Source organism: Corynebacterium sp. HMSC072A02, assembly GCF_001810085.1.
GTDB lineage: Bacteria > Actinomycetota > Actinomycetes > Mycobacteriales > Mycobacteriaceae > Corynebacterium > Corynebacterium hesseae.
The window spans coordinates 1-17,858 of sequence record NZ_KV799821.1 but is presented as its reverse complement, the minus strand read 5'-3'; the positions used below and the strand labels follow the sequence as shown (position 1 = coordinate 17,858).

At 60.3% G+C, this 17,858-nt stretch carries 18 protein-coding genes; 13 read left to right on the top strand and 5 right to left on the bottom strand.

What is annotated here, in order from left to right:
• The first annotated feature begins 130 nt into the window (after positions 1 to 130).
• The 8 genes from HMPREF2698_RS12850 to dnaB all read left to right on the top strand — a co-directional run bounded on the left by HMPREF2698_RS12850 (position 131) and on the right by dnaB (position 8,034).
• A complete protein-coding gene (locus tag HMPREF2698_RS12850; protein WP_083303768.1) occupies positions 131 to 490 on the top strand; it encodes a DUF5318 family protein in 360 nt (119 codons plus the stop codon).
• Positions 491 to 566: 76 nt separating this feature from the next.
• A complete protein-coding gene (locus HMPREF2698_RS02335) occupies positions 567 to 2,792 on the top strand; it encodes a transglycosylase domain-containing protein (protein ID WP_070561803.1) in 2,226 nt (741 codons plus the stop codon).
• Positions 2,793 to 2,854: 62 nt separating this feature from the next.
• The gene (locus HMPREF2698_RS02330; RefSeq protein WP_070561801.1) at positions 2,855 to 4,210 is read left to right on the top strand and encodes a glycosyltransferase family 87 protein; all 1,356 of its coding nucleotides are present in this window, start codon (positions 2,855 to 2,857) and stop codon (positions 4,208 to 4,210) included.
• Positions 4,207 to 4,389, top strand: a complete 183-nt coding sequence (locus HMPREF2698_RS02325; protein ID WP_070524214.1) for a hypothetical protein — start codon at positions 4,207 to 4,209, stop codon at positions 4,387 to 4,389. The genes HMPREF2698_RS02330 and HMPREF2698_RS02325 overlap by 4 nt, the downstream gene beginning before the upstream one ends.
• A 148-nt stretch (positions 4,390 to 4,537) precedes the next feature.
• Positions 4,538 to 4,828 carry a 30S ribosomal protein S6 gene (gene rpsF / locus HMPREF2698_RS02320; RefSeq protein ID WP_180952128.1) on the top strand — a complete coding sequence of 97 codons (291 nt, stop codon included), beginning with the start codon at positions 4,538 to 4,540 and terminating at the stop codon, positions 4,826 to 4,828.
• A 51-nt stretch (positions 4,829 to 4,879) separates the two neighbouring features.
• The gene (locus HMPREF2698_RS02315) at positions 4,880 to 5,470 is read left to right on the top strand and encodes a single-stranded DNA-binding protein (protein WP_070561799.1); all 591 of its coding nucleotides are present in this window, start codon (positions 4,880 to 4,882) and stop codon (positions 5,468 to 5,470) included.
• A 46-nt stretch (positions 5,471 to 5,516) separates the two neighbouring features.
• On the top strand, positions 5,517 to 5,969 hold the full coding sequence (gene rplI, locus HMPREF2698_RS02310) for a 50S ribosomal protein L9 (protein WP_070524218.1): 453 nt from the start codon (positions 5,517 to 5,519) through the stop codon (positions 5,967 to 5,969).
• Positions 5,970 to 6,609: 640 nt separating this feature from the next.
• The gene (gene dnaB / locus HMPREF2698_RS02305) at positions 6,610 to 8,034 is read left to right on the top strand and encodes a replicative DNA helicase (RefSeq protein ID WP_070561797.1); all 1,425 of its coding nucleotides are present in this window, start codon (positions 6,610 to 6,612) and stop codon (positions 8,032 to 8,034) included.
• 1 nt (position 8,035) lies between these two features.
• Here the strand turns inward: dnaB and HMPREF2698_RS02300 are convergent, their stop codons facing one another.
• From HMPREF2698_RS02300 to HMPREF2698_RS02285, 4 genes are read right to left on the bottom strand one after another with little or no spacing between them, the layout of a single operon-like run.
• The gene (locus tag HMPREF2698_RS02300) at positions 8,036 to 8,500 is read right to left on the bottom strand and encodes a VanZ family protein (RefSeq protein ID WP_070561887.1); all 465 of its coding nucleotides are present in this window, start codon (positions 8,498 to 8,500) and stop codon (positions 8,036 to 8,038) included.
• A 28-nt stretch (positions 8,501 to 8,528) separates the two neighbouring features.
• A complete protein-coding gene (locus HMPREF2698_RS02295; RefSeq protein WP_070524220.1) occupies positions 8,529 to 9,863 on the bottom strand; it encodes an MFS transporter in 1,335 nt (444 codons plus the stop codon).
• Between the two features lie 5 nt (positions 9,864 to 9,868).
• Positions 9,869 to 12,046, bottom strand: coding sequence for a heavy metal translocating P-type ATPase (locus tag HMPREF2698_RS02290; protein WP_070561795.1), 2,178 nt, complete (start codon positions 12,044 to 12,046; stop codon positions 9,869 to 9,871).
• Between the two features lie 5 nt (positions 12,047 to 12,051).
• Entirely contained in the window at positions 12,052 to 12,252 is a 201-nt protein-coding gene (locus HMPREF2698_RS02285) for a heavy-metal-associated domain-containing protein (protein ID WP_070524224.1), read from the bottom strand.
• Positions 12,253 to 12,399: 147 nt separating this feature from the next.
• On the opposite strand from HMPREF2698_RS02285, the gene trxA reads away from it, so the two are divergent.
• Both trxA and HMPREF2698_RS02275 read left to right on the top strand, forming a co-directional pair.
• Complete coding sequence (trxA, locus tag HMPREF2698_RS02280) at positions 12,400 to 12,762, top strand: thioredoxin (protein ID WP_070524226.1); 363 nt, start codon at positions 12,400 to 12,402, stop codon at positions 12,760 to 12,762.
• Between the two features lie 156 nt (positions 12,763 to 12,918).
• Entirely contained in the window at positions 12,919 to 13,713 is a 795-nt protein-coding gene (locus tag HMPREF2698_RS02275; protein ID WP_070561793.1) for a PspA/IM30 family protein, read from the top strand.
• A gap of 113 nt (positions 13,714 to 13,826) precedes the next feature.
• On the opposite strand, the gene HMPREF2698_RS02270 is transcribed toward HMPREF2698_RS02275, so the two are convergent.
• Positions 13,827 to 15,065: an NYN domain-containing protein gene (locus tag HMPREF2698_RS02270; protein WP_070561790.1), complete on the bottom strand. Its 1,239-nt coding sequence runs from the start codon at positions 15,063 to 15,065 to the stop codon at positions 13,827 to 13,829.
• A gap of 226 nt (positions 15,066 to 15,291) precedes the next feature.
• Here HMPREF2698_RS02270 and HMPREF2698_RS02265 point away from each other — a divergent pair, with 226 nt between their 5' ends.
• From HMPREF2698_RS02265 to HMPREF2698_RS02255, 3 genes are read left to right on the top strand one after another with little or no spacing between them, the layout of a single operon-like run.
• A complete protein-coding gene (locus tag HMPREF2698_RS02265; protein ID WP_010187877.1) occupies positions 15,292 to 15,666 on the top strand; it encodes a GntR family transcriptional regulator in 375 nt (124 codons plus the stop codon).
• The gene (locus HMPREF2698_RS02260) at positions 15,663 to 16,463 is read left to right on the top strand and encodes an ATP-binding cassette domain-containing protein (protein ID WP_070561788.1); all 801 of its coding nucleotides are present in this window, start codon (positions 15,663 to 15,665) and stop codon (positions 16,461 to 16,463) included. The genes HMPREF2698_RS02265 and HMPREF2698_RS02260 overlap by 4 nt, the downstream gene beginning before the upstream one ends.
• A complete protein-coding gene (locus tag HMPREF2698_RS02255; protein ID WP_070561786.1) occupies positions 16,463 to 17,449 on the top strand; it encodes a hypothetical protein in 987 nt (328 codons plus the stop codon). The genes HMPREF2698_RS02260 and HMPREF2698_RS02255 overlap by 1 nt, the downstream gene beginning before the upstream one ends.
• Positions 17,450 to 17,858 lie beyond the last annotated feature (409 nt).

Here is a 17,858-nt window from a genome sequence, read left to right as displayed (position 1 = left end):
AGCCGATTAAAAAATTTGGTTTCTCACTGCGAAGCACTATGAAAGGGCCTAGATTGTTGACGCCGCCGGCACTACACTGTCCGGCGTGAATTCTCCGTCAAAGGCAGAGTCTGCAAAGACAAGGTCCGCAGTGGCCTACCGCAACGAAGTCTCTTATGAATGGGAGCGTGCACAGCATCTGCGCGAGCTTCGCGCGGGAAAGGTGACGCGGGAAGAGCTATGTGATGCCGACTTTCTCCTTCGCGCGGCGGCGGAACACCATGGCGTCGACATGCGCAAGCCGTGCCCAGTGTGCGGTTCAGAAATGCGGCTGACCCGTTGGGTTTATGGAGATGCTTTAAAACGCCGGGCGGGAAGTGCGCGGAGCGCTGCGGAAATTGCGGACATGGCCGCAGAAGGGCTGGAATTTACCGTGCATTTTGTGGAAGTGTGTCCGGCGTGCCGCTGGAATCATCTGCTTCGAGCTGCCACGGTCTATGCTCTAGGGTAGTTTTGGCTTCCCAGTTCACGCCGGTAAGCTGCATGTATTTACAGTTTCTGTACAGGATTGATGAGGACACGGATCAGTGACCGACAAGGAAACCTCCGGGCGAAAGTCAGGTAATCGCAGGAAGAGCACCTCACAGAGCGCTCAGCGTTCGTCCGGCCGCAAGCGCCGCTGGCCGTGGATCGTGCTGGCTGTTTTGTTTGTACTAGTGGGCATTCCCGCCCTGCTCTTCGGCTACGCGTATACGCAATACGACGTCCCCGGCCCCAAGGAGCTGCAGCCGAGCCAGATCTCCACCATCGTCGCCGGCGATGGTGAAACTCAGTTGGCCAAGCTCGTTCCGCCGGAAGGTAACCGCCGTCAGGTGACGTTGGATGAGATCCCGGATTACGTAGAGGACTCGGTCCTCGCCGCCGAGGACCGTGAGTTTTGGACCAACTCGGGCTTTTCCTTCACTGGTCTGGGCCGCGCCGTCTTGGGCAAGCTCACGGGTGATAGCACCGCCGGTGGTGGTTCCACCATCACCCAGCAATACGTGAAGAACACCCTGGTGGGTGACGAATACTCCTACGTCCGCAAGATCCGTGAGCTCATCTACTCGGTGAAGATGACCAATGAGTGGGCCAAAGAGGACATCCTGAACGCCTACCTCAACACCGTGTACTTCGGCCGCAATGCCTACGGCATCGAGGCTGCCTCCAATGCCTACTTCAACAAGGACGCCAAGGACCTCACCGTGGAGGAAGGCGCCATGCTCGCCGGCCTCATCCAGTCCCCATCGGTTTTGGATCCGTGGGTGGATGAGGAACGCTCGCAGAACCGCTGGAACTACGTCATGGATGGCCTGGTTGAGATGGGCGATCTGGATGCGGCTGAGCGGTCCCAGATGGCTTTCCCGGAGACCCGTGATCCCAGCGAATACTCCGCCTACACCGAGGCACCCGGTGCTTATGGGCACATCAAGAACCAAGTCACCGGCGAGTTGGCACGCGTGGGAATTACCGAGGACCAGCTGGCCACCGGTGGCCTCAAGGTGACCACCACCATTGACATGACTGTGCAAAACGCGTCGACAGACGCGGCCCACGAGCAGCTTGCGGTGCTGCAGGAGGACGCCCGTGCTGCAGCCGTGACCATCGACCCAGCTACGGGTGCAGTGCGCGGTTACTTCGGCGGGGATGATGCCAATGGTTGGGATTACGCCAACTCCCCGCTGCAGACCGGTTCGGTCTTCAAGATCATGGCGTTGGCAGCGGCCCTCCAGCAGGGCATCGATCTCAATACTTATTACTCCTCGGCGCCCTACCAGCTGCCAGGATCGCAGATCGTGACCAACGTGGGCGGCGGTTGCGGCAGCTGCAGCATCGCCGAAGCGCTGAAGAATTCCTATAACACCTCCTTCTTGCGCCTCCAGGATGACCTGGAAAACAAGATGCAGGACACCGCGGACATGGCACACGCATTGGGCGTTGCGCGCAGCCTGCCGGGGATTGAAAAGACCCTGACGGAGAAGGGAGGTACGCCGTACGAAGGCATCGTGTTGGGCCAGTATCAATCGCGCCCGCTCGACATGGCGACGGCAATGGCTACCTTGACCAACCAGGGTGTGTGGCACCAACCGCACTTCGTGCAGAAGGTTGAAAACGCCAACGGCGAGGTTCTTTATGAGAACCCGACCGACGGCGGTGAGCGCCGTGTCTCCGCCAACGTGGCTAACAACGTTATTTCTGCGATGCAGCCAATTGCCGCATGGTCGAATGGCGCGCTAGCTGGCGGGCGCCCGTCTGCGTCTAAGACTGGTACCACGCAGCTGGGTGACACCGGTCAGAACAAAGATGCGTGGATGGTCGGTTCCACGCCCCAGCTGGCTACAGCAGTGTGGGTAGGCACGGCCGACAACACCTCCGCGATTTTCAATCAGTGGGGCGGCATCATGTACGGCTCGGACGCACCGACGAAGATCTGGAAGTCCATCTTGGACACTTCTCTGGCTAACGTCGAGCAGCAGACCTTCCCGCAGGCCTATCCGATCAACTACGGCGTCGGCAGTTGGGGTTCGGGCTATGTCTATGACCCGAGCCAGACCACGACGTGGGACCAGACCCCGGCAAGCCCGGAGGGCGAAGCCGCTGAGGGCGAGGGCGAGGCAAAACCAGAGGAAGGCCAACACCATGACGAGGGGCATGGTGATGCCCCGGCGCAGCCGGCCCAGCCTGAGCAACCGGCTCAGCCCGCCGATCCTGAGGTCCCCTCGCTGGATGAGATTCTCAATGGAGATGGCCTCGACCAACTACTTGGCCAATAGGAGACTGATCCCTGGTGAGCCAACACACGACTTCTCAGCTAGTCCCTCTCTCTTCTGAGTCGATGGCCCGCGGCGCCGTCGACGCCCTGGGCGGGCCGACGGGGCGTTTTGCTCGCTCGGCCCACTCCGGGTGGTGGACTCCACTGCGAGTGATCATCACGCTGGCGTGGACATTCCTGGCGTTTGGGTTCTTGAGTAAGGCCAACTGCGCGGCTAGCACCCGGGGCGAGGATGGCCTCATCAGCCTGAACTGGGCTGGCAACCGCCAGTACGCGTCCTTCTGTTACAACGACATCATCCCGCTCTATGGGGGTCGTGGACTAGACCAGCCGGGCTTCCCCTACGCCTATTCCTGGGTTGAAGGGGATATCACGCGCTACATGGAGTACCCCGTGTTGGCTGGCATGTTCCAGGGCGCCGTCGCTTGGCTGGCGCGCACCACCTACCCGGCCGTCGAGTGGATTGGGATTGCCGATGTCAGTTGGTACTTCGGGTTGACCGCGCTCATCATGTCTCTCGTGTGGGTAGGTACCGTGGTTATGGTTTTCCAGCTCACGGGTAACCGGGCGTGGGACACCGTCCTCATGGCAGCTAGCCCCCTCGTGGTCATGCATGCCTTTACCAATTGGGACATCCCGTCGGTGGCGTTCATGGTCGGCGCTCTGCTTGCGGTGACCAAGGGCAAGAACTGGCTCGCCGGCATTCTCATTGGGCTTGGCACGGCCTTTAAGCTGTGGCCCCTGTTTATTCTGGGTTCCTTTCTGGTGCTGGCCATCCGCAACAAGCGCTGGGCACCTTTCATCAAGATGTTCGTGGCAACTGTTGTGACGTGGCTCGTGGTGAACCTTCCCGTGGCGGTGGCCTACCCCGAAGCCTGGCGCGAATTCTTCCGGCTCAACCAAGAGCGTGGGTTGGATTGGACCACGATCTATGCGCTCCTGAGCCGAATTGGGGGAGTCGACCTTGAAAACGAATTCGTTAATACCTTCTCCCTCGTGGCCTTCCTGGCGTGCTGCGCGGTAATCGCCATCATGGGGCTCAAAACCCCGCGTGCGCCGCGGGTGGCTGAGATGATTTACCTCATCATCATGGCCTTCCTAATCTTCAACAAGGTGTGGTCGCCGCAGTACTCGCTGTGGCTCATTGTCCCGGCGCTCTTGGCGCTGCCACGGTGGCGCCTGATTTTTAGCTGGGCGCTTGCCGACGCCCTCCTCTGGCCCATCCTCACCTGGCACATGCTCGGGTCGGAGAACAAGGGCCTGCCGCACGAGATGCTGGACATCGCGGTGATTACGCGCGATGGTTTCATCATCGCCATCGGCGTGCTCATCATCCGTCAGATGTGGGGCAAGTCGGAAGACAAGGTCCGTGCCGCGCACGGTGGCAGGGATCCGCTGGCGGGGGACTTTGCGCGATGACCATAACAATCGTGGGCATCATCTCCATCACGATAGGTTTCTTGTGCGTATTGGGTGCCTATTACCTGTTTCAGCGTTCTGAAGACCGAACCTGGCCCATCATGCTGGGGTTGTTGGCTCTGCTTTTCCTTACGGTGATACCGGCGAGTTCGGCAATCTTCGTCGCCGCGACTCACTAGGGGACGGCCGAGGAGACAAGGGATTTCCTTTTCCGCCGGTCAGTGCGGTACTGTGTGAGGGTTGCTTGACGCAACAGACCCTCCTGCCATATCCGCAAAGGTGATATGGCCGATACCAATTACTAGACCATAGGAGGTGATGAGGTCCGTGCGTCACTACGAAGTCATGATCATTCTGGATCCCAATCAGGATGAGCGCACCGTAACCCCGTCCCTAGACAAGTTCCTCGAAGCAATCCGCAAGGATGGCGGCAAAGTCGAAAAGGTTGACGTGTGGGGCAAGCGCCGTCTTGCATACCCGATCAACAAGAAGGAAGAGGGCATCTACGCAGTCGTGGATCTGGAGTGCGAATCCCACTCCGTTCTCGAGCTCGATCGCCGTCTGAACCTGAACGACTCCATTCTGCGTACCAAGGTTCTGCGCACCGACAGCAAATAGCGGATACTGGGTTTCGAGCAATCCACGTAACCGATATTAAGGAGTAAAGACATGGCTCAGGGAGATACCAATATCACGGTTGTTGGCAACATTGTCGCCGACCCGGAACTGCGCTTCACCCCGGCGGGTGCCGCAGTGGCAAATTTCCGTGTTGCCTCCACCCCGCGTCGCTATAATCAGCAGACTTCCCAGTGGGAGGATGGCGAGGCCATGTTCCTCACCTGCAACGTGTGGCGCCAAGCCGCAGAAAACGTTGCGGAGACCCTGTCCAAGGGCATGCGCGTTATTGTTACTGGCCGTTTGCGTCAGCGCTCTTACCAGACTCGTGAGGGCGAGAACCGTACTGTCTTTGAGATCGAGGTCGATGAGGTCGGCCCGTCCCTGCGTTATGCAACCGCTCAGGTAAACCGCAAGTCCGGTAACGGTGGCGGAAACTATGGCGGCGGCCAGCAGCAGGGTGGCGCTAACTACGGCGGCGGCAACCAATGCGGTTTCTCCGGAAACCAGGGTGGTTTCTCTGGAAACCAGTCCCAGTCTTCTGCCCCGCAGCAGTCCCAGCAGTCGGCTCCGAGCAACGATCCGTGGAATTCGGCACCCCAAGCGGGAAGCTTCGGTGGTGCGGATGCAGAACCCCCGTTCTAAGACTGTCACGCAAGTATTCATTTAACTCAATTGAAAGGCAGGGATCATGAAGCTGATCCTCACCGCTGCCGTTGAGAACCTCGGCGCCCCCGGCGAAATTGTAGAGGTTAAGGACGGCTACGGACGTAACTACCTGCTTCCGCGCGGCCTGGCAATCGTTGCCACCCGCGGTGCTGAGAAGCAGATCGAGGGCATCAAGCGTGCCCAGGAAGCTCGCGCAATCCGCGACCTGGACCATGCACGCGAGATCCGTACCCAGCTGGAGGAGCTCAAGGACGTCAACGTCCCCGTGAAGACCTCCGAGTCCGGCAAGCTCTTCGGCTCCGTGTCCGCAGAGGACATCGTGAAGGCCGTTGCCGCCGCTGGCGGCCCGAAGCTGGACAAGCGCATCGTTGTGCTTCCCAAGGGCCTGGTCAAGAAGACCGGCAACTACCAAGTCGAGCTGAAGCTGCACGCTGACGTTATCGGCAAGGTGAACTTCTCGGTCGTCGCTGCCTAAGAACTAAGGCGCACGACGGTCACCCTCCGTCCAGCCGCGTGTGAGGCGCGGCGATGGTACGCCAGTAAGTGACCCTCAGACAACAGCAAGGTTTAAGGCCGTGCTCCTCCCACTATGTGAGGTGGTGGAAGGTGTACGGCCTTTAGCCGTTTTAGGCATGCGGGGTGGGGAATCGTCGCCAAGCACGGCATGTGGATAACTCGCGGAACCTGTGGATAAACCTGCGTGCAGTTTACAGTGAGTTTACTCACGCCGCCTTTTGTTAACCCGCAGGTAGCGCCGATTTCGGGTTGAAGACCCTACTTTTTCACGGGTTTTGTGCGTATATTCACACCTCGAAAAACAGGCTCTGACCTGCGGTAATTATCTGTGCTGGTCACAAGCTTGCAGAGTTATCCACAGGACTGACCTCGTGCTTTGCGGAGTCTTCGTCCGCTGAGCTGGTAATTCCACAGGCATCTGTGGATAACTGCGGAAGTTATACCCAAGGGGCAGTGTCCATTGCCTCGGCTACACTGTTGTGTACTACGCGCGGTTGCCGCTTGGCACTGCCTTAAAGCCTGGCCGTCCGGCGCGGATAGAAGCTGAGATTTTCAGGGGCGGTCAGGGTGGGATCGATGAACGGTGGGATTGATGGACAATGACTAATGCCAGTTTTGACGACGATCAGGTTCCACCGCCGCCTGAACCGGTAGAGGAGGAACCCCGCCGCTCTTACCGCCAGGAGGAGCCGAAGCGTTACGGCGAATTCCGCCAGCCACCCGCGGACCGGGAAGCAGAGCAGGGCGTTCTTGGCGCTATGCTCTTGAGCCCGAACACGGTGATGGAGGTCATTGAAGAGCTGGAGCCGGAGGACTTCTACTATCCTGCGCACACGCTCATTTATCAGGCCATGATTGACCTCTATGCCGCGGGCACCGATATTGATGCGGTGATCGTGGCGGCCCGGCTCGATCGCTACAACAACCTCGAGCGGGTCGGCGGCGCGCCCTATCTGCACACCCTGCTGGCCACGGTGCCGACTGCCGCTAACGCTCGCTACTATGCGGAGATCGTGGCGGAAAAGGCGGTGCTGCGCAAGCTGGTCGACGCCGGAACCAGAGTTGTCCAGCTCGGCTTCCAAGGCTCCGAGGACATGGAGATCGAATCGGTTCTGGACCGCGCCCAGCAGGAAGTCTTCGCGGTGGCACAGAAGAAGACCACCGAGGACTACCGGGCATTGAGCGATCTTATCGATCCCACTATCGACGAACTCGCCGCCCTGCAGCAAAACGGCGTGGAGTCCGGCGTACCCACAGGGTTCATCGACCTGGACAACCTAACCAATGGCTTGCGTGCTGGCCAGATGATTATCGTCGCCGCCCGCCCCGGCGTGGGTAAGTCAACGCTGGCCATGGACTTCATGCGCTCGGCATCTCTCCAGTACAACAAGACCTCCGTGGTGTTCTCTTTGGAGATGTCCGCCTCGGAGATCGTCATGCGCTTGCTGTCGGCGGAGGCGGAAGTGAAGCTGTCGGATATGCGCGGTGGGCGCGTATCGACTGAGGACTGGGCAAAGATCGATGACACCCTCAACCGCATCCAGGATGCGCCCCTGTTCATTGATGATTCCCCGAACCTCACCATGATGGAGATTCGCTCGAAAGCCCGCCGCCTCAAGCAGCAGCACGGGCTCGACCTCATCGTGCTGGACTATATGCAGCTGATGTCCTCGGGCAAGAAGGTGGAGTCCCGCCAGCAAGAGGTTTCGGAGTTTTCCCGCCAGCTCAAGCTGTTGGCCAAGGAGCTCGAGGTCCCGCTCATCGCGATTTCCCAGCTGAACCGTGGCCCGGAGTCCCGTACCGACAAGAAGCCGCAGCTGGCGGATCTGCGTGAATCCGGCTCGCTCGAGCAGGACGCCGACATGGTTATGCTCCTGTATCGCCCGGACTCACAGGACCGCGATGATCCCCGCGCCGGTGAGGCGGACATCATCTTGGCCAAGCACCGTGGCGGCCCGATCGACACGGTGAAGGTGGCGCACCAGCTGCACTACTCCAAGTTCGTCAACATGGCGCACGGTTAAATCACAGGTCCACCACGACGTTGGGGTCACCCAACCGTGGGCCGAGAATGACTAAGACTAGGAAGACGGCTGCTGCGGCGAGTGCGAGCCACCGCCACACGGGGAAGAAGCGTTCGCCACACAGCCGGGCGAATGCCGCGCCGATCAGCGCGCCGAGCGTATTGAAGATGAGGTCATCGATATCGGTGCGTCCCAGGGCGAAGGCGTACTGTGCTGTCTCCAGCGCCAGGCTCAGCGCGAAGCCCCACGCGGCCGTGGCCTTGAGTGAACGGCACATGCTGAAGACGAGCATTCCGAAGGGAATGAAGAAAGCGGTATTGCCCGCGTACTCAAAGAGCGGGCCAAACCACGTGCCACCGGAAAATTCATCGAGCGGCACCAAGCGCAGATCGCGGACACGCTGGTTCTCCGGCTTCCAGAGGTAGCCAATCTGAAAGAAGGACTTCAGCGTAGTCAGCGCAACCATGACCGCGACCCACGCGCCAAGGGCGACCCTATTGAGCAAGGGTCTTACCCTTGAATTCTGGCAGGGTCAGCGCCGCGACAGCAGCGGTGCCGAAGGCGGCCGCGAAGAGGACGAAGAGCCAGCCCGTTCCTGCCACCGCGATGAGCGGCGGAACGATGAGCGGCGCCAGGATGGATGCGAGCCTGCCGAAGCCGGCGGCAGCACCCGTACCGCGCCCGCGCAGCGCGGTGGGATAGAGCTCGGGACCGATGGCGTACAAAGCACCCCACGCGCCCAAGTTGAAGAAGGACAGCAAACAACCGGCCAGGATGATCGTGGCCTCAGTGCTGGCAAAGCCATAGAGACCTGCGGAAAGCGCGGAGCCCACGAGGAAGGCAGCCAGCGTGGTGCGGCGCCCCCATACTTCGATGAGCCAGGCCGCGGCGGCGTAGCCGGGCAGCTGGGCCAGGGTGATAATGAGCGTGAAGCTGAAGGACTTCACCAGGGAGAATCCGTCGGCGACCAGCAGCGAAGGAATCCAGATGAAGGCGCCATAGTAGGACAGGTTGACGCAGAACCAGATGGTCCACAACGCGAGAGTGCGCCCGCGCAGGGACGGCGACCAGATACTGGCGGCGGTGACGTCTTCCTCGGAGTAGGTCGGTGCTGGGGTCGTGCGGTCGATGTCCGTCGAGTCCACCTCGGCCTCAAAGGAGGCGACGATCTCCTCTGCCTCCTCGTGGCGGCCTTTCGACTCTAGGAAGCGCACCGATTCCGGCAGGTGGAGCCGTACGAAAAGTGCATAAAGGGCGGGGACCATGCCGAGCGCGAGCGCCCAGCGCCAGCCGCTTTCCGACGCCCCCACAACAAACGTTCCAACTACCGCTGCCAGGATCCAGCCCACCGCCCAGAAGGCCTCCAGCAAGACCACCATGCGCCCGCGGACCTTGAGCGGGGCGAACTCGGAGATCAGCGTGGAGGCCACCGGCAGCTCGGCGCCCAGGCCGAGTCCGATGAAGAAGCGCAGGACGATGAGAAGCGTAAGGCCCGTCGCCAGGGCGGAGGCACCCGTGGCGAGGCCATAGACCAGCAGCGTCAGCGCAAAGACGTGGCGGCGGCCGAACTTATCGGCCAAAAGGCCGCCGAAGGTAGCACCCAAGGCCATGCCGATGAAGCCCACGGATGCCAGCCATGAGGATTGGGTCGGCGTGATTCCCCAGTGCACGGCCAAAGCGGCCATGATGAAGGAGATGAGGCCCACGTCCATGGCGTCGAGCGCCCAGCCGATGCCGGAGCCGAAGAGGAGACGTTTGTGTTTTCCAGTGACGGGAAGGCGGTCGAGCCTCTCCGTGCGAGAGATAGAGCGATGATCAAGACGATTCATGCAGGCTAAGCATACTCTGCGGAGTGAAAGCTTTTCAGGCGCAAAGAATTACTGACTACAAAAACCGAACTCAACGCCATGGCTATACCCGCGAAAAGGGGGTTGAGCAGGCCAAAGGCCGCGACTGGTAGAAGAATAATATTATAGGCGAAGGCCCAAAATAGGTTGCCCTTGATAATGCGCAGGGTGGCCCGCGCCAGGCGTACGGCATCGGCGACGGAGCGCAGGTCGTTGTTCATCACCGTGATATCGGAGGCCTCGATGGCGACATCGGCCCCAGCACCCATCGCGATTCCCAGGTCCGCCTGCGCGAGTGCCGCGGCGTCGTTCACGCCATCGCCCACCATGGCCACGGTCTTTCCTTGCTGCTGAAGCTGGGCTACAGCGTCCACCTTGTCAGAGGGCATCACCTCTGCTGTCACGTTGGCTTCATCAATGCCTACCGCCCGCGCCACCGCGTGGGCTGCACTGGCATTGTCCCCTGTGAGCAGATGGGGTGTAAGGCCTAGTTCCTGGAGTGCGGAGATAGCAGCGGCTGCGGACTCCTTAACGCGGTCCTGTAGCTCGATGGTCCCCACCACGTCATCCGCCACGTAGACGCCGACCTGCGTCCCGGTGCCGTCGTAGCCCGCAGGCGGGCGTCCTACCCGCACGCGTGCGCCATCGACGGTTGCTTCGATCCCTTGGCCCGGCAGCTCGTGGTAGTCCTCGGTTGCAGGGATGTCGCCGTCGTAAGCTGCGCGGATGGCCCGCGCGATGGGGTGCTCGGAGCCCTGCTCCGCGGCGGCAGCAAGACGGAGAACCTCTTGCTCTGAGTGACCTGCTGAGGTCTGAACCGCCGCTACTGACATTTGGCCTTCGGTGATCGTGCCCGTCTTGTCCAGAACGATGGTGTCGATCTGGCGGGTCGATTCGAGGATCTCCGGGCCCTTGATGAGTATTCCCAGTTCGGCGCCGCGCCCGGTGCCCACGAGGATTGCGGTGGGCGTCGCCAAGCCCATGGCGCAAGGGCACGCAATGATGAGGACGGAGACGGCGGCCACGAAGGCCGGGGCAACTCCGCCGACCCACAGGTGAGCCACGAGCGCGAGGATAGAGATACCGATGACGATGGGAACGAAGACAGCGGCGATGCGGTCGGCGAGACGCTGCACTGGGGCCTTCGAGGTCTGGGCTGCGGTGACGAGCGCGCCCATCTGAGCAAGGACGGTGTCGGAGCCGACGCGGGTGGCGCGCACCTCAAGCCGCCCGGAGGCGTTGATGGTTGCGCCCGTCACCGTGCTGCCGGCTGAAACCTCAACCGGTAACGATTCGCCGGTGAGCAGGGATTCGTCCACGGCTGAATGGCCGTTGAGGACCACACCATCGGTGGCGATCTTCTCGCCGGGGCGAACCACAAAAATATCGCCCTCGTGAAGGTCACCGATGGGTATGCGGGTTTCAGTATCGCCGCGCAGCACCGTGGCCTCTTTAGCGCCCATGGTGAGCAGCGTGGTGAGAGCCTCGGAAGAGCGCCCTTTAGCCTTGAGCTCAAACCAGCGCCCAAGCAGCAGGAACGTAATGACCATTCCCACTGATTCGAGGTAAATGTGGTCCATCTGCGCGTCATTGGAGCGCAGCGTCATATGCATGGTCATGCCGGGCATGCCGGCGTTGCCGAAGAAGAGCGCGTAGAGCGACCAGCCAAAGGCGGCGGTGGTGCCCAGCGTGATGAGCGTGTCCATCGTGGCGGCGCCGTGCTTCAGGTTGGCCCACGTGGCGCGGTGGAAGGGCGCGCCGCCGATGACGTAGACGAGCGTTGTGAGTACCAGGCAGGCCCATTGCCAGTTCTGGAATTGGAGGGCCGGGACCATGGAGAGGAGCATCACGGGCAGCGAGAGCGTCGCAGAGACGAGCGTGCGCTGCAGGATGTCGGAAGCCTCACCCTCGCGGGCGGTGTCCGCCGTGCTTGCCGACGCCTCCCCCTCATCGTCCACCGCAAAAGCCCCGTAGCCCGCGCCTTCGACGACGTCGATGAGATCGGCGGGGGTCGTCGTCGCTGGGTCATAGCTTACAGAGGCAGATTCCGTGGCGAAGTTGACCGTGGCTTCGACGTTGTCGAGCTTGTTGAGCTTGCGTTCCACCCGGGATGAGCAGGAGGTGCAGGTCATCCCGGTGATACCGAGAGTGAGGCTGGTGGTCATGATGCTTAGGCCAACTCGTAGCCGGCTTCGGTGATGGCGGCGGCGACCTGGTCATCGCTAAAGCCCTCACCAGTCACGGTGACGGCGCCGGTGGTGTGGTCAGCGGTGACGTCGGTGACGCCCTTGATCTCCGAGATCTCTTCCTTCACGGAGAGTTCGCAGTGGCCGCAGGTCATGCCGTTAACGGTGTAGGTGGTGGTGCTCATGGTCGTGATCAGACTCCTTAAGTAGTGGGTAGATACACCGTTGAGCGTATACCCCCTAGGGGTATAGGTGCAAGGAATAATTGAGCCTTGTGTACCGTTGAGAGTTGAAAGAACCTACAAAGTTCCCCGAAACAGATAGGAAGAGACATGGCAACGATTGACATCACTGAAGAGACGTTCCAGGAGACCATCTCCGGCGATGGCATCACCCTCGTGGATGCCTGGGCGGAATGGTGCGGTCCGTGCAAGCGCTTCGGCCCGGTCTTTGAGAAGGCATCCGAGGAGCACCCTGATGCCACCTTTGCCAAGTTGGATACCGAGGCAAACGAGGAGCTGGCTGCGAAGCTGCAAATTAACTCCATCCCGACGTTGATGGTTTTCCGTGACGGCATCTTGGTTTTCCGCGAGTCGGGTGCATTGCCGCCGGCAGCCCTGGAAGATCTCATTAGCCAGGTCAAGGCTCTCGATATGGATGAGGTCCGCGCCCAGGTGGAGAGCCAGCAGGCCTAATAATTCCGGATAGTTCTTCTGAAAAGGCGGTCGAGATGGACCGCTGCGCGCTTTCCTGTGAGTATCGCTACACTCGCAGGAAAGCGTCTTTACATATAAAGCACTAACGAGCGCTGCATTGATTACTGCTGCAGGAACCACTAAGGAGTGAGCGCAATGGCAAACCCATTCAGCAAAGGTTGGAAGTATGTGATGGCTTCTTTCGATCAGAAGATCGATGAGAACGCTGATCCCAAGGTTCAAATCCAGCAGGCCGTGGAAGGTGCAAAGGAACAGCACCGCCAGATTTCCGAGCACGCAGCGGAGATTATTGGCCGCAAAACCCAGCTGGAAATGCAGCTCAACCGCCTAGTGACAACTCAGAAGGACTACCAGGATCAGACGCGCCGGGCCTTGGAGTTGGCGGACGCTTCCGAGGATCCGCAGAAGGCCGCCGAGTACAACCAGGCAGCGGAGGTTGTGGCGAGCCAGCTGGTTGCCGTAGAAAATGAGCTGGCGAATCTGAAGTCCCAGCACGAGGCTGCCGCGCAAGCGGCGGAGCAGGCAAAGGCCCAGCAACAGCAGTCGGAGGCCCGACTGAAGGAGCAGCTCGCGCAGGTGGACCAGTTGCTGTCCCAGGCCGATCAGGCGGCGATGCAGGAGAAGAACGCTGAGGCTCTGGACTCCATGAATGAGCTCAAGCCGGATGACTCGACGCCTACGATGGATTCGGTACGCGCCAAGATTGAGAAGCGCTACGCTGATGCGCTCGGCGCCCAGGAGCTGCACCAGGCAGCTGGTGGTAGCCGGATTCAGGAGATTTCGGCGGCGGGACACGATATGGCCGCTATGTCCCGCTTGGATGAGATCCGCGCTGAGATGGCCAAGAACAAGGAGCTGGAAGGCTCATCCTCCAAGACCATAGAGGAGCTCGAGGCCGGCGCCGAAGCCAAGGACGCTGAGGATAAGTAGTAGCCAGCGCGAAAAGGGGCCTTCTGGAGCAGGCCGCATTCTGCGGCCAGGGGATTTCACCACCCCGCGCTCCAGAAGGTCCCTTTATTAAGGTCCCTGTGCGCCTCGACGGTCTAGCTGCCCTGGCGGCGGATATTGATAAGCACGCCGCGGATGCCGGAGTGGAAGCCATCGCGGAGGTTCACGCGCTGGGTTTCGGTGAGCGTGTACTCGTGCAGAGTCTCGCAGGCGAACTGTAGCAGCGGACGGTCGATCTCCGGCGGCAGACCGCCGCCGGAAAGGAGATGGGCTTGGTCGCGCTGATCGGCGCTCGCGGCGTTGTCGAACCACCACGAGGCATATTGCTGCCCCACGTCAAAGGGGGACTGGAAGCCGGCGGAGCTCCACACTTCCTCGGGGAGGGGAACATACTTCGAGCGCAGCTTGCGGCGCGGCGCCATCATCGACGGCTTGGGCGCGGCCGGTTTGGGGGCAGGCTTCGGGGCTTCGGAGCCCGTTTCCTCTTCTGCGTCCGCGGGCTTCTGATCCGCGGCGCTGGGCTTTGTGGCTTGTTCGCCGCAGGGGGCGGGCTCCTCTTCGTCGGCGGGGGCGCTCGGTGCTGCCGACTCTGGGTGCGAGGCGGTGGCAGCCACGTCTTGCGCCGCGGCGGAAGGTGTTGCCGGCCCAGGCTTTGGCGCAGAGGGGAAGGCAGCTTGTGCTTCGGTAGGTTCGTCGCACTCTGGGGCGTCCTCGGTGGCGGAATCGCTAGCGTCTTCGCTTCCTTCTCCGGTGCTCTGGGGCTCGCGGATGGTCGGCGGCAGCGGGCCTTCAAGGACCTCAAGCTCCATCGCATCGGCGAAGTCCTCCCGCGGATCGAGGATCGTGGTGGAGTCGCAGGCATGGCGCAGAGCTGAAGACATGGAGTCCCATCCGAAGCCATAAAGGTGCACGCGCACACCATTGTTGACGGCCTCCTGGACCCCGGGAATCATGTCTGCGTCGCCGGAGACCAAGACGAAATCCGTGACTTGGCCCTTCATAGCGGAAACGATCATATCGGCGACGAGGCGGGTGTCCACGGCTTTCTGGGTTCGCCGTTCGCCCCATTCGATGAGCTGACCGGTGCGCAATTGGACGCCATCGCAGACCCGCAGTGCTCGCTGGTAACGGTGGGGGCCGGTATCGGGGATTCCGTCGTACCAGTATTGGCGGTGGATGGGGTTGCCTACTTGGTTCTCAATCATGGAACCGAGGGAGCTGACTACTTCGGGTAAATCAATCTCTAGCTGGGCGCGGGCCCCCGTCTCCCAAGAGTTATAAAAGCTGGCCAGTAGGTATGACGTGTCAACGAAGACAAGTGTTCGTTCAAGCATGGCTCCTAAATTCCGTTCTATCGTTTCTAACTAATTTTTCTATGATCACTTTCGTGAGGTCTCCAGCTTAAGGCTGGTGTCATCCAGTGTGCCCCATTAGTCACAAAACGTCGATAACCTTGGGGAAATTCCCAGGTAATAAACGTGTTTGCCGCAAGTCTTGCGGAGGTTGCAGGGCAGGTTATATGGTTAGTTACATGAGTAACCAACCAACTAGGGAGACTGCATGGATAACTCCGCGCAGCCACTCTTTCGTCAGATAGCGGTACTCATCGAGGACGCCATCATTGAGGGCACTCTCGCCGAGGGCGCCCAGGCACCGTCCACGAATGAGCTCGCCGCTTTCCACAGCATCAACCCCGCCACTGCCCGCAAGGGCCTGACCCTCCTCGTGGATCTCGGAATCCTCGAAAAACGCCGAGGTATCGGCATGTTCGTCACCTCTGGTGCCGCAGACCTTATCCGGGCGCGGCGTCGCCAAGACTTTGCGGCTGAATACGCCGCACCGCTCATCGACGAAGCCGTGCACCTGGGCTACACCCGCCAGCAACTCCATGACCTCATCGACCTTGTCGCAGAAAGTCGAGGACTCTACTCATGATTTCTACCCCGCACTTCACCTTCGACGACGGCCTCACGCACGGCCTCGTCGGCCCCAACGGCATTGGCAAGACCACCTTGCTGCGCAAGATTGCTGGCCAGCTCGGCGGCTCCGGCATCAAAGTCGACGGCGACAAGCCCTACGACAATGAAAAAGTCCTCAACAAGGTTGTCCTCATGGGCATAGATAACCCACTGCCTGAAGGTTGGAACGTGAAGAAGATCTTCACCGTGGCAAGCCTGCGCTGGCCCACGTGGAGCACAGCGCGCGCTGAGGAGCTGGTCGAGCGCTTCGAGCTTCCAATGAAGAATTACTCGGGCCTTTCCCGCGGGCAGAAGTCCGCAGCGAGCTTCATTGTTGCGGTGGCCTCGGGGGTGCCATACATGCTTCTCGACGAACCCTATCTCGGCCTCGACGCCGCCAAGCGGGAGGTATTCTACGACGTCTTGCGTGAAGAGCACGGCCGCACCATTATCGTCTCCACCCATCACCTTAACGAGCTGTCTGGTTTGCTCGATACCGTGGCGCTGATGGGGGAGAACCCGCTGTCCGGTCCCATCGATGAGTTCATTGAGGGCGTCGTCCAGCTCACTGGCTCTGCCGAAACCCTCGATCGCGCGCTGGGGCGCCTGCAGCTCCCAGTGCTTGAGCGCGAAACCTCAGCCGTAGCAGACCGCGCGCTTGTCGACGCCCGCCCCAACCACACCGCCAACGTCTTTGCCATGGCTCAGAAAATGGGGCTTCGCGCCACCGAGGTATCCCTCGAACAGGCAGTTCTGGCATTGGGGGAGGCGTGATGAAGCTTTATAGGCATATGGCGCTGAGCTGGAACAGCTTCTTCTACGCCTTGTGGATTGTCATCCTTCCGGTGCTGGGAATGGACCGCGGGCAAGGGTGGGCCATCGGGTATTCACTCCTTATGGCGCTCCAGCTCTACCTGGTCCAACCTGACTTCTCGCGCTACCTCACCTTTGGTCTCAGTACGCGCGTCTGGAACGGGCACCGGCGAATCAATGCCTCCCTGGCGCTGCTGCTCATGCTTGTCAGCGCACCCTGGGCTTTCCCGTGGTGGGTCCTCATAGCGCCAACGGCAGCGTGGATATTCTGCATGGCCAAGCGCGTCGAGCCATCGCGCATGACCGCGAGCTCCCTCATCGTAGGCAGCGATGGTGATTCTTCGACGGGCTGGTTCTCAGCGTCCCCGGTTTCGCAAATTGTGGTGCGCCCCCAGGTGCGCGCCTGGATGTGGATGGCGATCGGCATCGCCCTCGCGATCGCGGTGAATCTCGTGTTGATCAAGCTGTGGGATACTGGCGTGGGCATCGTGGGTGTCATTGTTACGTTGATTGTCCTACCGCTAGTGGCTGATTCAATCCGCAGCTCACTCAAAGATGCAGTGGCCTTTGGACTGCCGCGCGGTGTGTGGGCCAAGGTCACTTTGCTGTGCACGGCAATCCCCGTGGTCCTGTCGGTCTTGGCCGATCTTGTATCCATGATGTGGACCGGCAATCCAGCCGGATTCACCATCGTGTGTCTTGCAACGACGTCACTACTTTTAACTTTCGCGATTACCGACAAACTGACGTGGCTCTACACAACTGCGCTAGCGGGAGCAATCGCCGTACTGTTCATAGCGTGGCTTATCAATCCCAGCGTTGCGATGGGGTGGACGCTCACAGGGATGGCAATCATCTACGTCGTGTGGGTTGCCGCGTATCCCCGGATGGCAACAAAGACCAACGTGTTTAGCCCGGGCCTCATGGGCTGGTTTGGGGCACGCTGAGCGCCATCCAATGTCTGCGTTAAAAGGTTGTCTTTGTGCACTTCAAGAAGGGGTAAAAACCTTCATTGAAGTGCACATTTGTGTTTTTTCAAGGCCGTGTGTAACTTTATGTGAGTCAGCGCGACCGACAGCGCCCCACAGGAACTGAGATTCTTGGAGAGAGGCGGTAGGAAAACAGGCCCTGACAACAAATATTTTCTTTACTCGCAGTACTGCGTACCGCCAAAGGCGTTCCGTATGGCTGTGTGGTGACGATGTTTGAGAACTCAATAGTGTGCCAATGTACTTTTTGTGTTGGTTGATTTTATTCATTGTGGCCGTGTTATGCCATATGTATGGCACGGTTGGTGTATGCCGGATGGCGCTTTTCTTTCAAGCGGCGTCATTGTAAATAACATAAGTTGTTTGG